14 protein-coding genes are annotated in these 14,874 nt (G+C 60.2%); 6 read left to right on the top strand and 8 right to left on the bottom strand.

The genetic code is table 11. The features are described from left to right. Positions 1-22: 22 nt before the first annotated feature. Positions 23-799, top strand: coding sequence for an N-acetylmuramoyl-L-alanine amidase (locus tag AB4O08_RS12085; RefSeq protein ID WP_010207840.1), 777 nt, complete (start codon positions 23-25; stop codon positions 797-799). Here the strand turns inward: AB4O08_RS12085 and AB4O08_RS12080 are convergent. Continuing rightward, positions 796-2,583: an ATP-binding protein gene (locus AB4O08_RS12080; RefSeq protein ID WP_010207841.1), complete on the bottom strand. Its 1,788-nt coding sequence runs from the start codon at positions 2,581-2,583 to the stop codon at positions 796-798. The two genes, AB4O08_RS12085 and AB4O08_RS12080, sit on opposite strands and share 4 nt — an antisense overlap. 10 nt (positions 2,584-2,593) lie before the next feature. Continuing rightward, a complete protein-coding gene (algB, locus tag AB4O08_RS12075; RefSeq protein WP_047542363.1) occupies positions 2,594-3,940 on the bottom strand; it encodes a sigma-54-dependent response regulator transcription factor AlgB in 1,347 nt (448 codons plus the stop codon). A gap of 376 nt (positions 3,941-4,316) precedes the next feature. On the opposite strand from algB, the gene AB4O08_RS12070 reads away from it, so the two are divergent. From AB4O08_RS12070 to AB4O08_RS12050, 5 genes are all read left to right on the top strand, one after another. Further along, complete coding sequence (locus AB4O08_RS12070; RefSeq protein ID WP_029529043.1) at positions 4,317-4,601, top strand: hypothetical protein; 285 nt, start codon at positions 4,317-4,319, stop codon at positions 4,599-4,601. A 79-nt stretch (positions 4,602-4,680) separates the two neighbouring features. Continuing rightward, positions 4,681-4,845, top strand: a complete 165-nt coding sequence (locus AB4O08_RS12065) for a DUF1328 domain-containing protein (protein WP_003170804.1) — start codon at positions 4,681-4,683, stop codon at positions 4,843-4,845. A 2-nt stretch (positions 4,846-4,847) separates the two neighbouring features. Then, positions 4,848-5,315, top strand: a complete 468-nt coding sequence (locus AB4O08_RS12060; RefSeq protein WP_010207846.1) for an inhibitor of vertebrate lysozyme family protein — start codon at positions 4,848-4,850, stop codon at positions 5,313-5,315. 728 nt (positions 5,316-6,043) lie between these two features. Then, positions 6,044-7,375: a glutamate/aspartate:proton symporter GltP gene (gene gltP, locus AB4O08_RS12055; protein WP_010207848.1), complete on the top strand. Its 1,332-nt coding sequence runs from the start codon at positions 6,044-6,046 to the stop codon at positions 7,373-7,375. Positions 7,376-7,473: 98 nt separating this feature from the next. Then, on the top strand, positions 7,474-8,703 hold the full coding sequence (locus AB4O08_RS12050) for a nucleoside recognition domain-containing protein (protein ID WP_010207849.1): 1,230 nt from the start codon (positions 7,474-7,476) through the stop codon (positions 8,701-8,703). 103 nt (positions 8,704-8,806) lie between these two features. On the opposite strand, the gene AB4O08_RS12045 is transcribed toward AB4O08_RS12050, so the two are convergent. The 6 genes from AB4O08_RS12045 to AB4O08_RS12020 form a co-directional block, all read right to left on the bottom strand. Then, the gene (locus AB4O08_RS12045; RefSeq protein ID WP_460114151.1) at positions 8,807-9,418 is read right to left on the bottom strand and encodes an ABC-type transport auxiliary lipoprotein family protein; all 612 of its coding nucleotides are present in this window, start codon (positions 9,416-9,418) and stop codon (positions 8,807-8,809) included. Continuing rightward, positions 9,415-10,353 carry an MlaD family protein gene (locus AB4O08_RS12040; RefSeq protein ID WP_010207852.1) on the bottom strand — a complete coding sequence of 313 codons (939 nt, stop codon included), beginning with the start codon at positions 10,351-10,353 and terminating at the stop codon, positions 9,415-9,417. Before AB4O08_RS12040 ends, AB4O08_RS12045 begins: the two co-directional genes overlap by 4 nt. A gap of 1 nt (position 10,354) precedes the next feature. Next, positions 10,355-11,158, bottom strand: coding sequence for an ABC transporter ATP-binding protein (locus AB4O08_RS12035; protein ID WP_460114150.1), 804 nt, complete (start codon positions 11,156-11,158; stop codon positions 10,355-10,357). Beyond that, positions 11,155-12,303: an ABC transporter permease gene (locus AB4O08_RS12030; protein ID WP_010207856.1), complete on the bottom strand. Its 1,149-nt coding sequence runs from the start codon at positions 12,301-12,303 to the stop codon at positions 11,155-11,157. Before AB4O08_RS12030 ends, AB4O08_RS12035 begins: the two co-directional genes overlap by 4 nt. Before the next feature lie 54 nt (positions 12,304-12,357). Then, positions 12,358-13,389 (bottom strand): DUF5924 family protein, encoded by a 1,032-nt coding sequence (locus tag AB4O08_RS12025; protein ID WP_010207857.1) that lies wholly within the window; start codon positions 13,387-13,389, stop codon positions 12,358-12,360. Positions 13,390-13,461: 72 nt separating this feature from the next. Further along, positions 13,462-14,844 (bottom strand): M16 family metallopeptidase, encoded by a 1,383-nt coding sequence (locus AB4O08_RS12020; RefSeq protein ID WP_010207858.1) that lies wholly within the window; start codon positions 14,842-14,844, stop codon positions 13,462-13,464. Between the last annotated feature and the right edge of the window lie 30 nt (positions 14,845-14,874).

Here is a 14,874-nt window from a genome sequence, read left to right as displayed (position 1 = left end):
CTTCAGTGTACTGTCTTCCGCCATGAAATCCTTGTACTTCGCCTTTGTGTTTCTTCTGCTTGCAGGTTGTGCCAGCGGCCCGCGCATGGACACCAGCCATCCTTCGGTGAATCACGACAATCGCGTGCAGTTCGTGATTGTCCACTACACCTCCACCAACCTTGAACGCTCCCTGGCATTGCTCACCCACGGCCAAGTCAGCAGCCATTACCTGATCGGCGACGACGCCTCCGGCACCATCTACAAGCTCGTTGATGAGAGTCAGCGCGCCTGGCATGCCGGCGAAAGCGAATGGATGGGTCGCACCTGGCTCAACTCCAGCTCCATCGGCATCGAGATCGTCAATCCTGGCTACAAAGACACCCCGACCGGTCGCGTGTGGTACCCGTACTCGGAGGCGCAGGTTAAATCCCTGGTGGTGCTGCTCAAGGACATCAGCAAGCGCAACGGCATCGACCCCAAGAACATCATTGGCCACAGTGACATCGCGCCGTTGCGCAAACTGGACCCGGGCCCTTTGTTTCCCTGGAAGCGCCTGGCCGATGAAGGGTTGGGCGTGTGGCCGAATGCCCAGGCTGTTGCGCGGTTCCAAGTGCAATATGCCGCTGAGCTGCCGAGCATCACCTGGTTCCAGGAAGAATTGGCACGCCTGGGCTACCAGACGCCCCAGACCGGCGAGCTGGATGTCGCCACGCGTCATGTCATTGCGGCGTTTCAGATGCGTTTCCGGCCGTCACTCTTCGACGGCACACCGGATGCGGAAAGCGCCGCAATCCTGCGTGCGTTGAACCGAAATTAAAGCGGCAACGCCATATAGAATTGAGTGCCCTGTCCCGGCCGCGAATACACGCCCATGCGGCCGCCGTGCAGTTGCACGATTTCCTTGCACAGCGCCAGGCCCAGGCCGGCGCCACCTTTCTTGCGGCCCACCTGGACGAACGGCTCGAAGATTCGTCCCTGTTGCCCATAAGCGATGCCTTCGCCGTTGTCCTCGACGCTGACAATCACTCGCTCGCCATGACGGCGCGCCTGCAGGCGAATCTGCCCACCGGCCGCCGTGTGGCGCAGGGCGTTGCCCAGCAGGTTGTCGAGTACCCGTTCCAGTTGTGCCTGGTCCGCATACAAGCGGGGCAGGTCGGATTGGGCTTCTACCAGCAGTTCGATGTTTTGCGCATTGGCCGGCTCGACGAAGCGCGCACGGGCGTGTTCCAGCAGGTCAGTCACATCGCATGGCCCCAAGGTGAGTTTCTGCAGGCCGTTCTGGTAGCGCGAGAAGTTGAGCAGGTCATTGATCAACTGCATCAGGCGTTGCATTTCTTCATTGACCGTATCCAGCAAATCCGCTTCACGGGACTCCGCCGGAAACTTCGCACGCTCGCGGAACAGCCCGAAGGCCATGTGCATTCCGGTCACCGGCGTACGCAGCTCATGGGAAGCGCGTAGTACAAACTCGCTGCGTACCCGTTCGAAGGCGCGTTGTTCGGTGACGTCATGCAGCACCATCACCGCACCGAGAATATGCCCCTGGGTATGACTGACGGGGGTCAGGCTGTAGGTCAGCAGGCGCAATTCACCTTCGACCTCCACCTCCAAATCCTCCGGCGCTCGCTCCAGGCTGCCGCCACGCAGTACCAGTTGCAGCTGCTCATCCAACTCGGGGCGTACCAGTGCTTCGCCAAGGCCTTGACCGAGGCGTTCCTCATCCCAGCCCAATTGGCGCTGGGCTACGGGGTTGAGGTGTTCCAGACGGCCCTGACGGTCGATCATCAGCAGGCCATCGTCGATGCTGTCGAGTACAGCTTGCAGGCGCTGTTGGCCGGCCAGCAGTTCATCGACATTGGTCGCCTGATGCTGGCGCAACGCTTCGGCCATGATGCCGAACCGGCGGGTCAGTTGGTTCATTTCTGCTGCGGACGAAATCGGCAGCGTCACTTCGAAATCGCCCTGGCCGATCTTGTCGGCAGCTTTGGCCAACGCTTCGATCGGGCCGCCGAAACGCCGAGCAATACCGTGGGCTGTGACAAATCCAATGATTAACACCGCAAGCCCCACCAACCCCAGCAAACCGGCGATCAGCAAAGCGCGCTCGCGCGACTTGTGTTCGCTGTTGCTGATGTTTTCCAGTGCCTGCTTGTGCTCGTTGATCAGGCCATTGCGCAAGGCATTGAAGGTTTCAGTGAGCTTTTCCTTGGCGCCTGGAGGGGGCGTCGGTTGCTGGGATTCGTCAAACGCATCCAACAGGTCCTGATACTGGCTTCGGGCCAGGCTGAATCCACTCCCACGATTGTCGCGCTGTTCATGGGCAATGCCTTGGTCCAGCAGGTCGAAGTAATGTTGCTTGGAGGCTTTCAGTGCCTCGGGGTCGGGCCGGTCCTCCAGCATCATGATCAATTGATCGCCCAGGCTCTGGCGCAGCTTCAGCCCCAGGTCCAGCGTAATGAAGTTGCTGCGAATCAGGGATTCCTGGGTCTTGGCCATTTGCATGACGCTGACCAGGCCCAGGATCAAACCCAACAGGGCGACCGTGATCAACGCTGAGATACTCAGGAACAGCCGAGTGCGCAGCTTCATCGCTAACTTCATAAGGTACAGCTCACAGGTTGTACTGTTTGCGTTTGCGGTACAGGGTCGACGCGTCGATGCCCAAGGTGCGGGCGGCCTGGTCCAGGGTGTCGCTGGTGGCAAGTACGGCGCCGATATGGGCTTTTTCCAGCTGGTCCAGGCTCAGCGCCGCGCCAATGCGTGGGGCGTTGTTGCCCGGTTGCTCGGCCATCCCCAGGTGGGTGATTTCCACCTTCTCTTGCGGGCAAATGATGCTGGCGCGCTCCACCACGTTACGCAGCTCGCGGATATTGCCCGGCCAGCGGTAGTTGAGCAGTGCTTCACGCGCTTCATCACTGAAACCGCGCGCGGGGCGAGCATATTCCTTGACGAAGCGTGCCAGGAAGCGGTCGGCCAGGGTCAGGATGTCTTCACTACGCTCGCGCAGCGGCGGCAGGTGCAAGGTGATCACGTTGAGGCGGTACAGCAAGTCTTCACGGAAGCGGCCGTCGCGGACCATGTCTTCCAGGTTCAGGTTGGTGGCTGCAAGGATGCGCACATCGGCGCGGCGGGTGACCGGGTCGCCGACGCGTTCGTATTCCTTGTCCTGAATAAATCGCAGTAATTTGGGTTGCAATGTGAGGGGAAAGTCGCCGATTTCGTCGAGAAACAGCGTGCCGCCGTCAGCCTGGTTGACGCGGCCCAAGGTGCTTTCACTCGCGCCGGTAAATGCACCGCGGCTATGACCAAACAATTCACTTTCCATCAACTCTGCCGTCAGCGACGGGCAGTTGATGGTGACGCAGGATTTTTTCGAACGCTTGCTCCAGCCGTGAATAGCGCGGGCCAACTCGCCTTTACCGGTGCCGGATTCGCCCAGGATCAGAATGTTGGCATCTGTGCCGGCCACTTGGCGCGCGGTTTCCAGCACCACCATCATCGACGGGCTGTGGGAGTCGAGGCCGTCTTTCGGCTGGCGTACTTCGCCCTCAAGGGCTTCGAGGCGCGCGGAGAGCTGACGCACTTCCAACTGCTTGGCGGTGGCCAGGCGCAACTGATCGGGGCTGCAAGGCTTGACCAGATAGTCGGCAGCACCGGCCTGGATGGCATCAACGGCGGTATCGACTGCCGAATGGGCGGTGACAATCACTACGCGCATCCATGGCGCCTGGATTCGCATCTGCGCCAGCACATCCAGGCCGTTGTCTTCGCCCAGCCGCAGGTCGAGGAAACAAAGGTCGAAGACCTGCCGCTGCATCAGGGTATCGGCCTGGGCCGCGCTGTTCGCAGTGGCAACGGTGTAGCCTTCATCTTCCAGGCAATAGCGGAAGGTGCGGAGGATCGCGGACTCGTCATCCACTAAAAGAATGCGGCCTTGAAGGTCCTTGGCTGATTCCATCTGTCCCGCGCTCCTTAAACTATGAATGATGGTGGTTAGTCCCGTAATAATCGGGCAAGTTGCATGGTTTATTCTGATCGATAAAAGGCCGCGTCGCGCAGATATCTGCATCCCTTCCTACAAAGCCCCGCCTGATGGCGTTTCATACCGTCTTGCTACTTCGGCAACTCGCTTTGCCGGTTCTATCCCTCGATCCGACCGCTGGACATCGTGCATTTCGCACGGCCTCCGAGAGGGCATCGTGCAGGATGCTGTGCTGTGGTTGGATTGAGAATATTTAACTTATTGATTTTATTGAGTTTTATTTTGTAAAAAAGCTGGCATGCGCTCTGCAATAGCTCTCCCAACGAATAATCAAATGCGGGAGAACAGCAGCATGACTCGCCAAAGCCTCAACCAACTGCGTGTATCGCCACTGCGCTTGCAGCAAGGTCTGTTTGCCAGCCTGGCCCTGATGGTCACGTTGATTGGCGGCCAGCAGCTGCAACATTGGCAGCAGAGTCAGCAGCAGATTCCCCAGTTTGAACGTCCAGTCATGACCCAGACCCATTTCCGTTCCGTTGGCAGCGTAGCTGCCGATGCAACAGCCCCGCAATTGCGGATGGTTGACCAGGGCTCTTCCCTGAGTGAGCTGCCATCCCAAGACCGTTGGGTGTTCTAGGCACCAAATGGCCACTCGTGTTGAGTGGCCGCACGGCACTACCGCTGTTACCTCTTAAAGAAGCATAAGGAGAATCACCATGTTGAGTTGGGCAATCACATTTCTGATCATCGCCATTGTGGCTGCAGTCCTGGGCTTCGGTGGTATCGCGGGCACCGCCACGGGTATCGCAAAAATTCTGTTTGTGGTCTTCCTGGTGATGTTCATCGCTTCCTTCTTCTTTGGTCGTCGCGGCCGAGGCTGAAAATGACCACTTTGTCCTTCAAAGCCATTACTGCCGCCCTGCTTCTGGGCGGTAGCGGCTTGGCAATGGCCGCCAACGACGGTCAGTCCCGAGCCAACGAATTGCTCAGCGCGGATCCGCAATACCGTGAGACCTGGCAAGGCGTGGTGAAGAAAGAAGAGCGTCTGCCGGAATGGGTCATGAACCTGTCAGGCACCGCCGAGCAGATGAATGCCGTGGAAGAAGACGGCGACAAGTACTTGGTCGGGCCGCTCTGCGAAACTGCGGACACCTGCCTGAACAAGCGTCTGATCGTTGCCTTCAGCCTCGACAAGGAAGATGCCTACGCCATGTTGGTGGAAGTCCCTGCCGGCCTGCCGGCGGATAAATCCCCGACGCGGCATGCCGATTACCGGTTTATCGGTAAGCCGGATGAAGGCATGCAGAAGTTGCTCATGGAGCAGCTGAAGAAAGATCCTAATTGGTACTAGGTTCCGTCTGACGCGAGTGTCGTCTACGGGGCCAGCGTCCATAGAAAGAAGCCCCACGCTTCTTTCTGTCTGCACCGCCTGAAAAGAGGGGGTGCATGACCAGGGGGCCGGGTTGCTCTGATCAATTGCGATCGGCGTGACCTACGGGTACAGGGAGTGCCTGCGCAAGGGCCGGGTCAGGCGAAAAGCTGCGGCGCAGGTTCACAAGCTCATGGCTTGCTGAACCTGCGACGGGCTTATCAGGCTCATTGCCGCTTCTTATGTCCCTCATAGCCGCAAAATTCCTTTCTGCACTTTCCCAACCATTACTTAGTGTGTCGGGTCGACCATCTATCGATAAAATTTGGCCAGGCCCATCGGACATTTCCGACGCTAAGCAGCGGTAATCCCAGGCATTTCTGCCAACGCTCCAGAGACGTCCTGATTCTCTGCGCGAGCCGGGTTTGGCAGGTTCACGGCATGTTTGCTGGACAAAATGTCACATTTGAACTGACCGTTCGGACAGTTATTATTAAAAAAAGCCATGCCGATTCGGCATAGGGTAGGCGTTTACGGCATTAGACGTCGCCCCCTTGCATGGGAATAGTTGCGCCTTTTTTCGCCTGCCAGTAAGCCATTTCGGCCACGCTGCGGTGACCTTCCATGGAGGCAGATGCACACACTTTTTCGCTCTCGAGCGTTGCAGCTGGCGCATTTGCCTTAAGTTCACTTGAAGTAAGGGTAATGACATGAAGAAGGCAAAGCTAAGCCTCGCCTGGCAGATCCTCATCGGTTTGGTGCTGGGGATCGCAATCGGTGCAGTGCTCAACCATTTCAGTGCTGAAAAGGCCTGGTGGATCAGCAATGTGTTGCAGCCAGCGGGCGATATCTTTATCCGCCTGATCAAGATGATCGTGATCCCGATTGTGATTTCCTCGCTGATCGTCGGCATTGCCGGTGTCGGTGATGCGAAGAAGCTCGGGCGTATCGGCGTCAAAACCATCCTTTACTTCGAAATCGTCACCACCATCGCCATCGTGGTCGGACTGTTGCTGGCCAACCTGTTCCACCCGGGCGCAGGCATCGACATGAGTACCCTGGGTACCGTCGACATCTCCAAGTACACCGCCACTGCCGCCGAAGTGCAGCATGAGCATGCGTTCATCGAGACCATCCTCAACCTGATCCCGTCGAATATCTTCGCTGCTGTTGCCCGTGGCGAGATGTTGCCGATCATCTTCTTCTCCGTGCTGTTCGGCCTCGGCTTGTCGAGCCTCAAGCCTGAGCTGCGCGAGCCGCTGGTGACAATGTTCCAGGGCGTGTCCGAGAGCATGTTCAAAGTCACCCACATGATCATGAAGTACGCCCCGATCGGCGTATTCGCACTGATCGCCGTGACCGTCGCCAACTTCGGCTTCGCCTCCTTGCTGCCGCTGGCCAAGCTGGTGATCCTGGTTTACGTCGCTATCCTGTTCTTCGCCTTCGTGATCCTCGGCCTGATTGCCCGCCTGTTCGGCTTTTCGGTGGTCAAGCTGATGCGCATCTTCAAGGATGAATTGGTCCTGGCCTACTCCACCGCCAGCTCTGAAACCGTGCTGCCGCGCGTAATTGAGAAGATGGAAGCCTACGGCGCGCCGAAAGCCATTTGCAGCTTCGTGGTGCCGACCGGTTACTCGTTCAACCTCGACGGTTCGACCCTGTACCAGAGCATCGCGGCCATCTTCATTGCCCAGTTGTATGGCATCGACCTGTCGGTCGGCCAGCAATTGATGCTGGTTCTGACCCTGATGGTCACTTCCAAAGGTATCGCCGGTGTCCCGGGCGTGTCGTTCGTGGTGCTGCTGGCCACCTTGGGCAGCGTGGGTATTCCGCTGGAAGGCCTGGCGTTTATCGCCGGTGTCGACCGCATCATGGACATGGCGCGTACCGCCTTGAACGTGATCGGCAACGCCCTGGCCGTGTTGGTCATCTCCCGTTGGGAAGGCATGTACGACGACGCCAAGGGCGAGCGCTACTGGAACTCGCTGCCGCACTGGCGCAGCAAGGACGCCGCGCCGGTTGCTCAAGCAACCCGCAGCTGATAGGCCGACAGCGCTAAGACAAACCCCGGACAATTCCGGGGTTTGTCGTTTCTGCCAGCCCCGCTATCATTCGCTCCATTCTTCGGGGGATTCAACTGATGCTCAATGGCCTGTGGCTTGGCTTCTTTGTCGTGGCAATGGTGTCGGCACTGGCGCAATGGCTGGTCGGCGGTAACGCCGGGATTTTCGCGGCAATGGTCGAAAGCATTTTCGCCATGGCCAAGCTGTCCGTGGAAGTGATGGTGCTGCTGTTCGGCACCCTGACCTTGTGGCTGGGTTTCCTGCGCATCGCCGAGAAGGCCGGGATCGTCGATTGGCTGGCCAAGGCCCTCGGCCCGCTGTTCCGCCGTCTGATGCCGGAAGTGCCAGCCGGCCACCCCGCCATAGGCTTGATCACCCTCAACTTCGCCGCCAACGGCCTGGGCCTGGATAACGCGGCAACGCCCATCGGTTTAAAAGCGATGAAGGCGCTGCAGGAGCTCAACCCAATCCCCAACACCGCGAGCAACGCACAGATCCTGTTTCTGGTGCTCAACGCGTCGTCGCTGACGCTGTTGCCGGTGACCATCTTCATGTACCGCGCCCAGCAAGGCGCGGCGGATCCGACGCTGGTGTTCCTGCCGATCCTGCTGGCGACCAGCGCCTCAACCCTTGTCGGCCTGCTTTCGGTGGCGATCATGCAGCGCCTGCGACTATGGGACCCGGTGGTGCTGGCCTATCTGATTCCGGGCGCACTGGTCTTGGGCGGCTTCATGGCGTTGCTGGCGACACTTTCCGCGACTGCGCTGGCGGGCTTGTCGTCGATCCTCGGCAACCTCACGCTGTTCGGCTTGATCATGTTGTTCCTGGTGATCGGCGCATTGCGCAAGGTGAAGGTCTACGAGGCCTTCGTCGAAGGGGCTAAAGAAGGCTTCGACGTTGCGAAGAACCTGCTGCCGTACCTGGTGGCGATGCTGTGCGCCGTCGGCGTGTTGCGCGCTTCCGGCGCACTGGATTTCGGCCTGGAAGGCATTCGCCATGTGGTCGCCTGGACCGGCATGGACACGCGCTTTGTCGATGCCTTGCCGACTGCGATGGTCAAGCCGTTCTCCGGCAGTGCCGCGCGGGCGATGCTGATCGAGACCATGCAGACCCAGGGCGTGGACAGCTTCCCGGCGCTGGTGGCGGCGACGATTCAGGGCAGTACGGAAACCACCTTTTATGTGTTGGCGGTGTACTTTGGTTCGGTGGGGATTCAGCGCGCCAGGCATGCGGTGGGATGTGCGTTGCTGGCAGAGTTTGCCGGCGTCGTGGCGGCGATTGCGGTGTGCTACTGGTTCTTTGGCTGAGGCTTGTACCGCTTTCGCGAGCAAGCCCGCTCCCACATTAGCCCGTGTTCATCCTGACGAAACGCGGTCGATTGTGGGAGCGGGCTTGCTCGCGAAGAGGCTCTCAGTGTTTCGCTGATGCATTGCCCTGCGTAACCACCCAATCCACCACCTGCTTGTTCAATTGATCCCCCGCCAACCCAAACCCGGCCACCACCGCCGGCACCTGGGTGTCGTTCACCGGCTGCCTCACCTCAAAGCGTCGGCTGGCGATAATCCGCTGATCACGCCCACGCACCAACCTCGCATCCAGGCGAATCACCACCTCCACCGTACTGCCGTGGTACTCACTCTGGAACGCCTGCAATTGCCCACCCAGCTCATAGTCGGCCTGCAGATTGGTATCGTCGGTGCTCAGCAGCGTCACCCGGCCATCGCGCTGGAAGCCATCCATAAAGCGGTTGCGCAGCAACACCGGCGACGGGTCGCTCCAGCGCGAGTTGGCATAACTGCTGATCAGGTCGCCATTGGGCACCACGGCAATGCGCGGGCTGTCGAGAAACTCGCTGGTCTGCGGCTTGTTCACACGCAGTGACCAACTGACCGGCGTGGCCTGGCTGGTGGTCTGCGCGGTGGCCAGGCGATACACATCCGAAGGGTCGGCCTTGGGCAGGATCGAGCACGCGCTCACCAGCGCCAAGGCTACAGGGGCGATTATTTGGTAAGCACGCTTCATGGCGTGAACTCCTTGTTCTTGTCGCTGCCCAGCAGGTAACCGCTGGGGTTGGCTTCCAGGCGGCGGGAGATGGCGCGCAGCGAACCGAGGGTTTCGCGCAGTTCGCGCACGGCCGGCGCCAGTTCGTTGAGGCCTTGCATGCCGCTGTTCACCGAGTCCTTGTTGTTGGTCAGCAAGGTGTTGAGGGTCGCGGTGCTTTGTTCAAGGGATTTCATGGCCTGCTCGGCACTGCCGAAGGCCTGCTTGCCTTGTTCATTGAGCAAGCCGTTGGCGTTGCGCATCAGCACGGTGGTCTGTTCCAGGGCGGCGCTGGCTTGTTTGCTCACCTGCATCAGTTGTTGCATCACCACCTTGATATCGCCGCGTTGGTCGGCGATGGCACCGGTGGTTTGCTGCAGATTGTCCAGGGTGTTGCTCAGGCGTTCGACGTTCTCGCGGGAGAACATGTGGTTGGCGTTGTGCAGCAACAGGTTGATGCTGGTCATCAGGTCGTTGCTGTTGTTCAGCAAGCGCGCGATGGGCGATGGTGACGCAATGATCTGCGGCAGCTCACCGTTCTTGCCCTTGAGCTCGGCACTTTGCGGAGTACCGCCGCTGAGCTGGATGATCGAGGTGCCGGTGATGCCGGTCAGCGCCAGTTTGGCCTGGGTGTCTTCCTTGATCGGTGTCTGTCCGGCTAGGCGGATGCGTGCCAAAACGCGGCGCGGGTCTTTAGGGTCCAGGCGCAGGCTGGTGACGTCGCCCACCTTGATCCCGCTGTACTGCACCGCGCTGCCCTGGGAAAGGCCGCTGACCGCCTCGTTGAAGATCACTTCGTAGTCCTGGAAGGCGCTGTCGACGCTGGACTTGGCCAGCCACAGGCCGAACAGCATCGCGCCGACCACCACGATCACGCTGAACAGACCGATCATCACATGATGGGCTCGGGTTTCCATGTCATACCTCGTCTAGCGATTGAGCGGCATCCAATGCCGCGCGGCCACGGGGGCCGTGGAAATATTCGTGAATCCACGCGTCGTCGGTTTCCGAAACGATATCGATGGCATCGGCCACCAGCACTTTCTTCTGTGCCAGCACCGCCACGCGGTCGGTGATGGCGTACAGCGTGTCCAGGTCGTGGGTGACCAGGAACACACTCAAGCCCAACGCATCGCGCAGGGTCAGGATCAGTTGGTCGAATTGCGCCGCACCAATCGGGTCGAGGCCGGCGGTGGGTTCGTCGAGAAACAATATATCCGGGTCCAGCGCCAGCGCGCGGGCCAGGGCGGCGCGCTTGATCATGCCGCCGGACAGCGACGATGGGTACTTGTCGGCTGCCGACAGCGGCAGCCCGGCCAGGGCCAGTTTCACCGCGGCCAGATGCTCGGCGTCACGGCGGCTGAGGCCCGCGTGTTCGATCAACGGCAGTGCAACGTTCTCGGTGACAGTCAGCGAGGAAAACAGCGCGCCCTTCTGGAACAACACGCCGAAGCGCCGTTCCACCAGTGAGCGCTCATGTTCCGGCAGGCTCGGCAGGTTCTTGCCGAACACCCGCACCTCACCTTCACTGGGGCGACGCAGGCCGACGATGCTACGCAGCAGCACCGACTTGCCGCTGCCGGAGCCGCCGACCACTGCGAGGATCTCGCCTTTGTACAAGTCCAGGTCGAGGTTCTCGTGCACGCTCTGGCTGCCAAAGCGATTGCACAGGCCGCGCACTTCAATCACCGCCTCGGCGGGCGCTCGGTGTAGGCGACTCACCAGTCCATCTCCATGAAGAACAGCGCGGCCAACGCATCCAGCACGATCACCACGAAGATCGATTGCACCACGCTGGAGGTGGTGTGGGCGCCGACGGACTCAGCACTGCCGCTGACCTTGAAGCCTTCCAGGCAGCCGATGGCCGCGATCAGGAAAGCGAAGATCGGCGCTTTCACCATGCCCACCAGAAAATGCTGCACACCAATGTCAGATTGCAGCAGCGAGAGAAACATCGCTGGCGAAATATCCAGCGCTACAGCGCACACCACACCACCGCCGACTATCCCTGAGAGCATTGCCAGGAAGGTCAGCATCGGCAAGGACACCAGCAACGCCAGCACGCGCGGCAATACCAACAGTTCCATTGGGTCCAAGCCCAGCGTGCGGATAGCGTCGATTTCTTCGTTGGCCTTCATCGAGCCGATCTGCGCGGTAAACGCACTGGCCGTACGACCGGCGATCAGGATCGCGGTGAGCAGTACGCCAAACTCGCGCAGAAAAGAGAACGCCACCAGGTCCACGGTAAAAATCGTCGCGCCGAAGCTCTTGAGCACCGTGGCCCCGAGGAACGCCACCACCGCGCCCACCAGAAAGGTCAGCAAGGCCACGATAGGCGCAGCATCGAGGCCGGTCTGTTCGATATGCGCGACCATCGGCGTGATGCGCCAGCGCTTGGGTCGGAAAATGCCACGGGCGAAGGTTTCGAGAATCAGGCCGATAAAGCCCAGCAGTTTCTTGCTGTCCTGCCAGACAGTGTCCACGGCTCGACCGATGCGGGCCAGCACCTGAATGCCGGCAGCTTCTTCCGGTGCCTTGTCCGGCACGCAAAAATCATTCAGGGAACGGTAGACGGTCTTGAGCAGTGCGCGGTCGGCGGCAGACAAACTGCAATCGGTCTGCTCCGCAGATTGCTCGATGCGGGTCGGCCCCAGCAACTCCACCAGCAGCGAGGCGCCGGCGGTATCCAGGGCACCTAGGCCGTTAAGGTCGATGCGCGCGCCAGCGTCGTATTGGCCGTCGAGCTTGTCTGACAGCTTCTTCAGATTGGCATAGTGGGCAAGCGTCCAGTCCCCCGTAATCCTCAGCTGTGGTGGGGTGGTGGACGTATCGAGGTGGGCTGCACCGGCCGTCGTAGGGGGGGTCATAAGCTCCGAGCTTGTTTGGCTATCCGCAATTCTTACGTAATAGCATGAACCTGCCTACTTTGGGTTGTCCGTTTGTGCTGAGTCCGTCACTTTGAAGCGCAGCACGCCGATCACCTGCCCGTCTTCGGTCAGCACCCGTACCTGCCAGCGGCCTACGGCGTCGCCGGGGAAGTTCTGCTTGTGGGTCCAGGCGCGATAGCCCTCTTTGCGCCCGCCGTGAATATCCAGGGCGATACGGTCGACCTCTTTACCGTTGAATTGCCACACGTGATAGATCCGCTCGTCCAACCCGCGCGGCGCGTTGATCGCGGTGTAGGCGTACAGCCCGCCGCTGCGCAGTTGGGCGGCGGTGACTTCCTTGAGATCGTCGCCTGGCGTGCGGTCTTGCAACTCGGTGCTGATGGCCACTTCGGTCATCCACAAGGTGGCCGGTGGCACCCAACTGCGCAGGAACCACCCGGCGCAACCAATCGCAGCCGTGACCCCGAGCAACATCGCCCAGCCTTTGATACTGCGCAGCGGCAAGCTCACTGCCAGGCTTGGAATCGACAATGCCATGGCCACGCCCAAGGCGAGTTTGTAACTCTCGGCAGTGGTCAGGTGCAGAATGATCGGCAACGCGGTGAGCAGCGCGGCGAACAGGGTGAAGGTGTGCAGCGCGAGAAACAGTGAGCGTTTGGGCGCCAGCCATTTGTAGTACAGCGGGTCGACGATCGACACCAGCGCCGCCGCGCCGAGAAGGCCGGTGAAAATCGATTGGCCGCTGTTCCACGCTGTGGTGATGAAAAAGAACGGCAACACAAAAAACAGACTTTCCTGGTGGATCATCTGGGTCGCGTAGCGCAGCAGCGGTTCGGGGATTTCGCGCTTGAAGACCTGGGCGAACAGCTGGGTGAAGCTGTTTTCCAACATCAGCCACAGCCAGCTCACCAGCATGATCACCGCGATCCAACTGGCCATGCCCTGCTGGCGATCCACCAGGATGAAGCTGCCCACACCCGAGATGAAGCCGCCGAGTGCAATCACCCCTGGGTAACGCTTCATCAGTTCGAGGATGCGGGTGATCAAGCGGGTCAGGGTTTGCATTCGACAGTTCGCAGTCTTTGTAGGAAAAAATCCCAGACAGAATAGCGTCTTAGCCTGGCGTTCGGTGCCTCATTACGCGATCCGTTTGCGATAACTCCGTAGCCCGATCAATACAATAGCGATGAAGCCGAGCAGCCCGGCGCCGATCCAGCTCAGAGCATCGTAGCTCAGCAGCGGTTTTTCGATGCGCCAGTAGCCCGGCTGCTTGAACACGTCGCGCATGGCCTGGTTGGTCTGGTCCAGGCTCACGGCTTTGATGCGTTTGACCGGGTCGCTGAAGTGACCTTTGTTGTAATCGCCGGATGCGCTCCAGTAGTAATCGGCCAACGCGCTGTTGCCCTGCACCGCCCAGGCCTGACGGGCGATGGCGGCTTGTTGCAGGCGGGCGAATACCGCCGGGTCGAGACCGTCCTTGAGCAGGTGTGCCTTGAGGTCCTGGAGTACCTGTTCGGCTTCGGGAAGATTTTCCCGCTCAAGGTCGGCATTCAGGCTGAGGAAACCAACGCCGCCGAGTACTTCGCGCTCGCTCCACGGGCCGTAGGACAAACCATGCTTGAGGCGCAGTTGGCGGTACAACGCCCAGTCGAGGTAGTCCTTGAGCAGGTCGTAGGTTTCGTCATGCCCGTCGTCCAGCACAGGTTCAGGGAACAGCCAGTGCAGCTTGGCACCGTCGCCGACCCAGCCGTGGATGAGTTCACGATGGCTGGCGGCGGCGTGCTGGATCTCAGGCAGCGCCAAATGTTCGCTGGGCTCGACCGGTTCGAGTTGGCCGTAGGTGCGTTCCAGATAGGCCGGCAGCAGTTTGTCGAGGTCGCCGACGATGATCAGGGTCATGTTGTTGGGCGCGTACCAGTGTTTGCGCAGGTTCTCCAACTGGTCGCGGGTCAGGTGGTCGACCTGGGCGCGTTCGGCGCACTTGAGCCCCAGTTCAACGGCCAGCTGGTTGCTGGCCGTGTGGCCCAAGTCCTGACGGTCCAGCAGGCGTTGCAGGTGTGAGTAGTGGCCGCCGTCTTCGCGTTCGACCACGCGCTTGGCGGCGTTGATATTGGCGTCGGTCAGTTCGGTGCGAGTGATGATCGCCAGCAGCAGGTCCAGCACCTTGCGCTGGTTCTGCGCGGGCGCCTCGATCACGAAGGTGGTATCGGCGTTGCTGGTGTAGGCGTTCCACTCGCCGCCCAGGGCCTGCATGCGGTCTTCCAGCTCGCCTTCGCCGCCACCGTCGATGCCGCTGAACAGCAAGTGTTCCAGCAGGTGTGGCAATTCCTTGTCTTCGCAGCCGAAGTCATCCAGGCCCACGCCCACCACCAGGCGGATCGCCACATGCCCGCGCTCGGTGCCCGGTTTGAGCAACAATTGCAGGCCATTGGGCAAGGTGTAGCCCTCGACTTGCAGACGGTCAAAGGCAAAGGCGTGGGCAGAACCCATGAGTAGGCAAGCGAACAACAGGCGACGCATAACAAGCTTCCTGGCGTGTGAGGTCAATGT

The sequence above is a fragment of the Pseudomonas sp. H3_E07 genome (assembly GCF_054668895.1).
Note: the sequence above shows the minus strand (reverse complement) of the source record. Positions and strands in the feature narration are given on the sequence as shown.

Coding starts and splice junctions, on each gene's coding strand:
- AB4O08_RS12085 (WP_010207840.1), top strand. CDS start 23: ATGAAATCCTTGTACTTCGCCTTTGTGTTTCTTCTGCTTGCAGGTTGT.
- AB4O08_RS12080 (WP_010207841.1), bottom strand. CDS start 2,583: ATGAAGTTAGCGATGAAGCTGCGCACTCGGCTGTTCCTGAGTATCTCA.
- algB (WP_047542363.1), bottom strand. CDS start 3,940: ATGGAATCAGCCAAGGACCTTCAAGGCCGCATTCTTTTAGTGGATGAC.
- AB4O08_RS12070 (WP_029529043.1), top strand. CDS start 4,317: ATGACTCGCCAAAGCCTCAACCAACTGCGTGTATCGCCACTGCGCTTG.
- AB4O08_RS12065 (WP_003170804.1), top strand. CDS start 4,681: ATGTTGAGTTGGGCAATCACATTTCTGATCATCGCCATTGTGGCTGCA.
- AB4O08_RS12060 (WP_010207846.1), top strand. CDS start 4,848: ATGACCACTTTGTCCTTCAAAGCCATTACTGCCGCCCTGCTTCTGGGC.
- gltP (WP_010207848.1), top strand. CDS start 6,044: ATGAAGAAGGCAAAGCTAAGCCTCGCCTGGCAGATCCTCATCGGTTTG.
- AB4O08_RS12050 (WP_010207849.1), top strand. CDS start 7,474: ATGCTCAATGGCCTGTGGCTTGGCTTCTTTGTCGTGGCAATGGTGTCG.
- AB4O08_RS12045 (WP_460114151.1), bottom strand. CDS start 9,418: ATGAAGCGTGCTTACCAAATAATCGCCCCTGTAGCCTTGGCGCTGGTG.
- AB4O08_RS12040 (WP_010207852.1), bottom strand. CDS start 10,353: ATGGAAACCCGAGCCCATCATGTGATGATCGGTCTGTTCAGCGTGATC.
- AB4O08_RS12030 (WP_010207856.1), bottom strand. CDS start 12,303: ATGACCCCCCCTACGACGGCCGGTGCAGCCCACCTCGATACGTCCACC.
- AB4O08_RS12025 (WP_010207857.1), bottom strand. CDS start 13,389: ATGCAAACCCTGACCCGCTTGATCACCCGCATCCTCGAACTGATGAAG.
- AB4O08_RS12020 (WP_010207858.1), bottom strand. CDS start 14,844: ATGCGTCGCCTGTTGTTCGCTTGCCTACTCATGGGTTCTGCCCACGCC.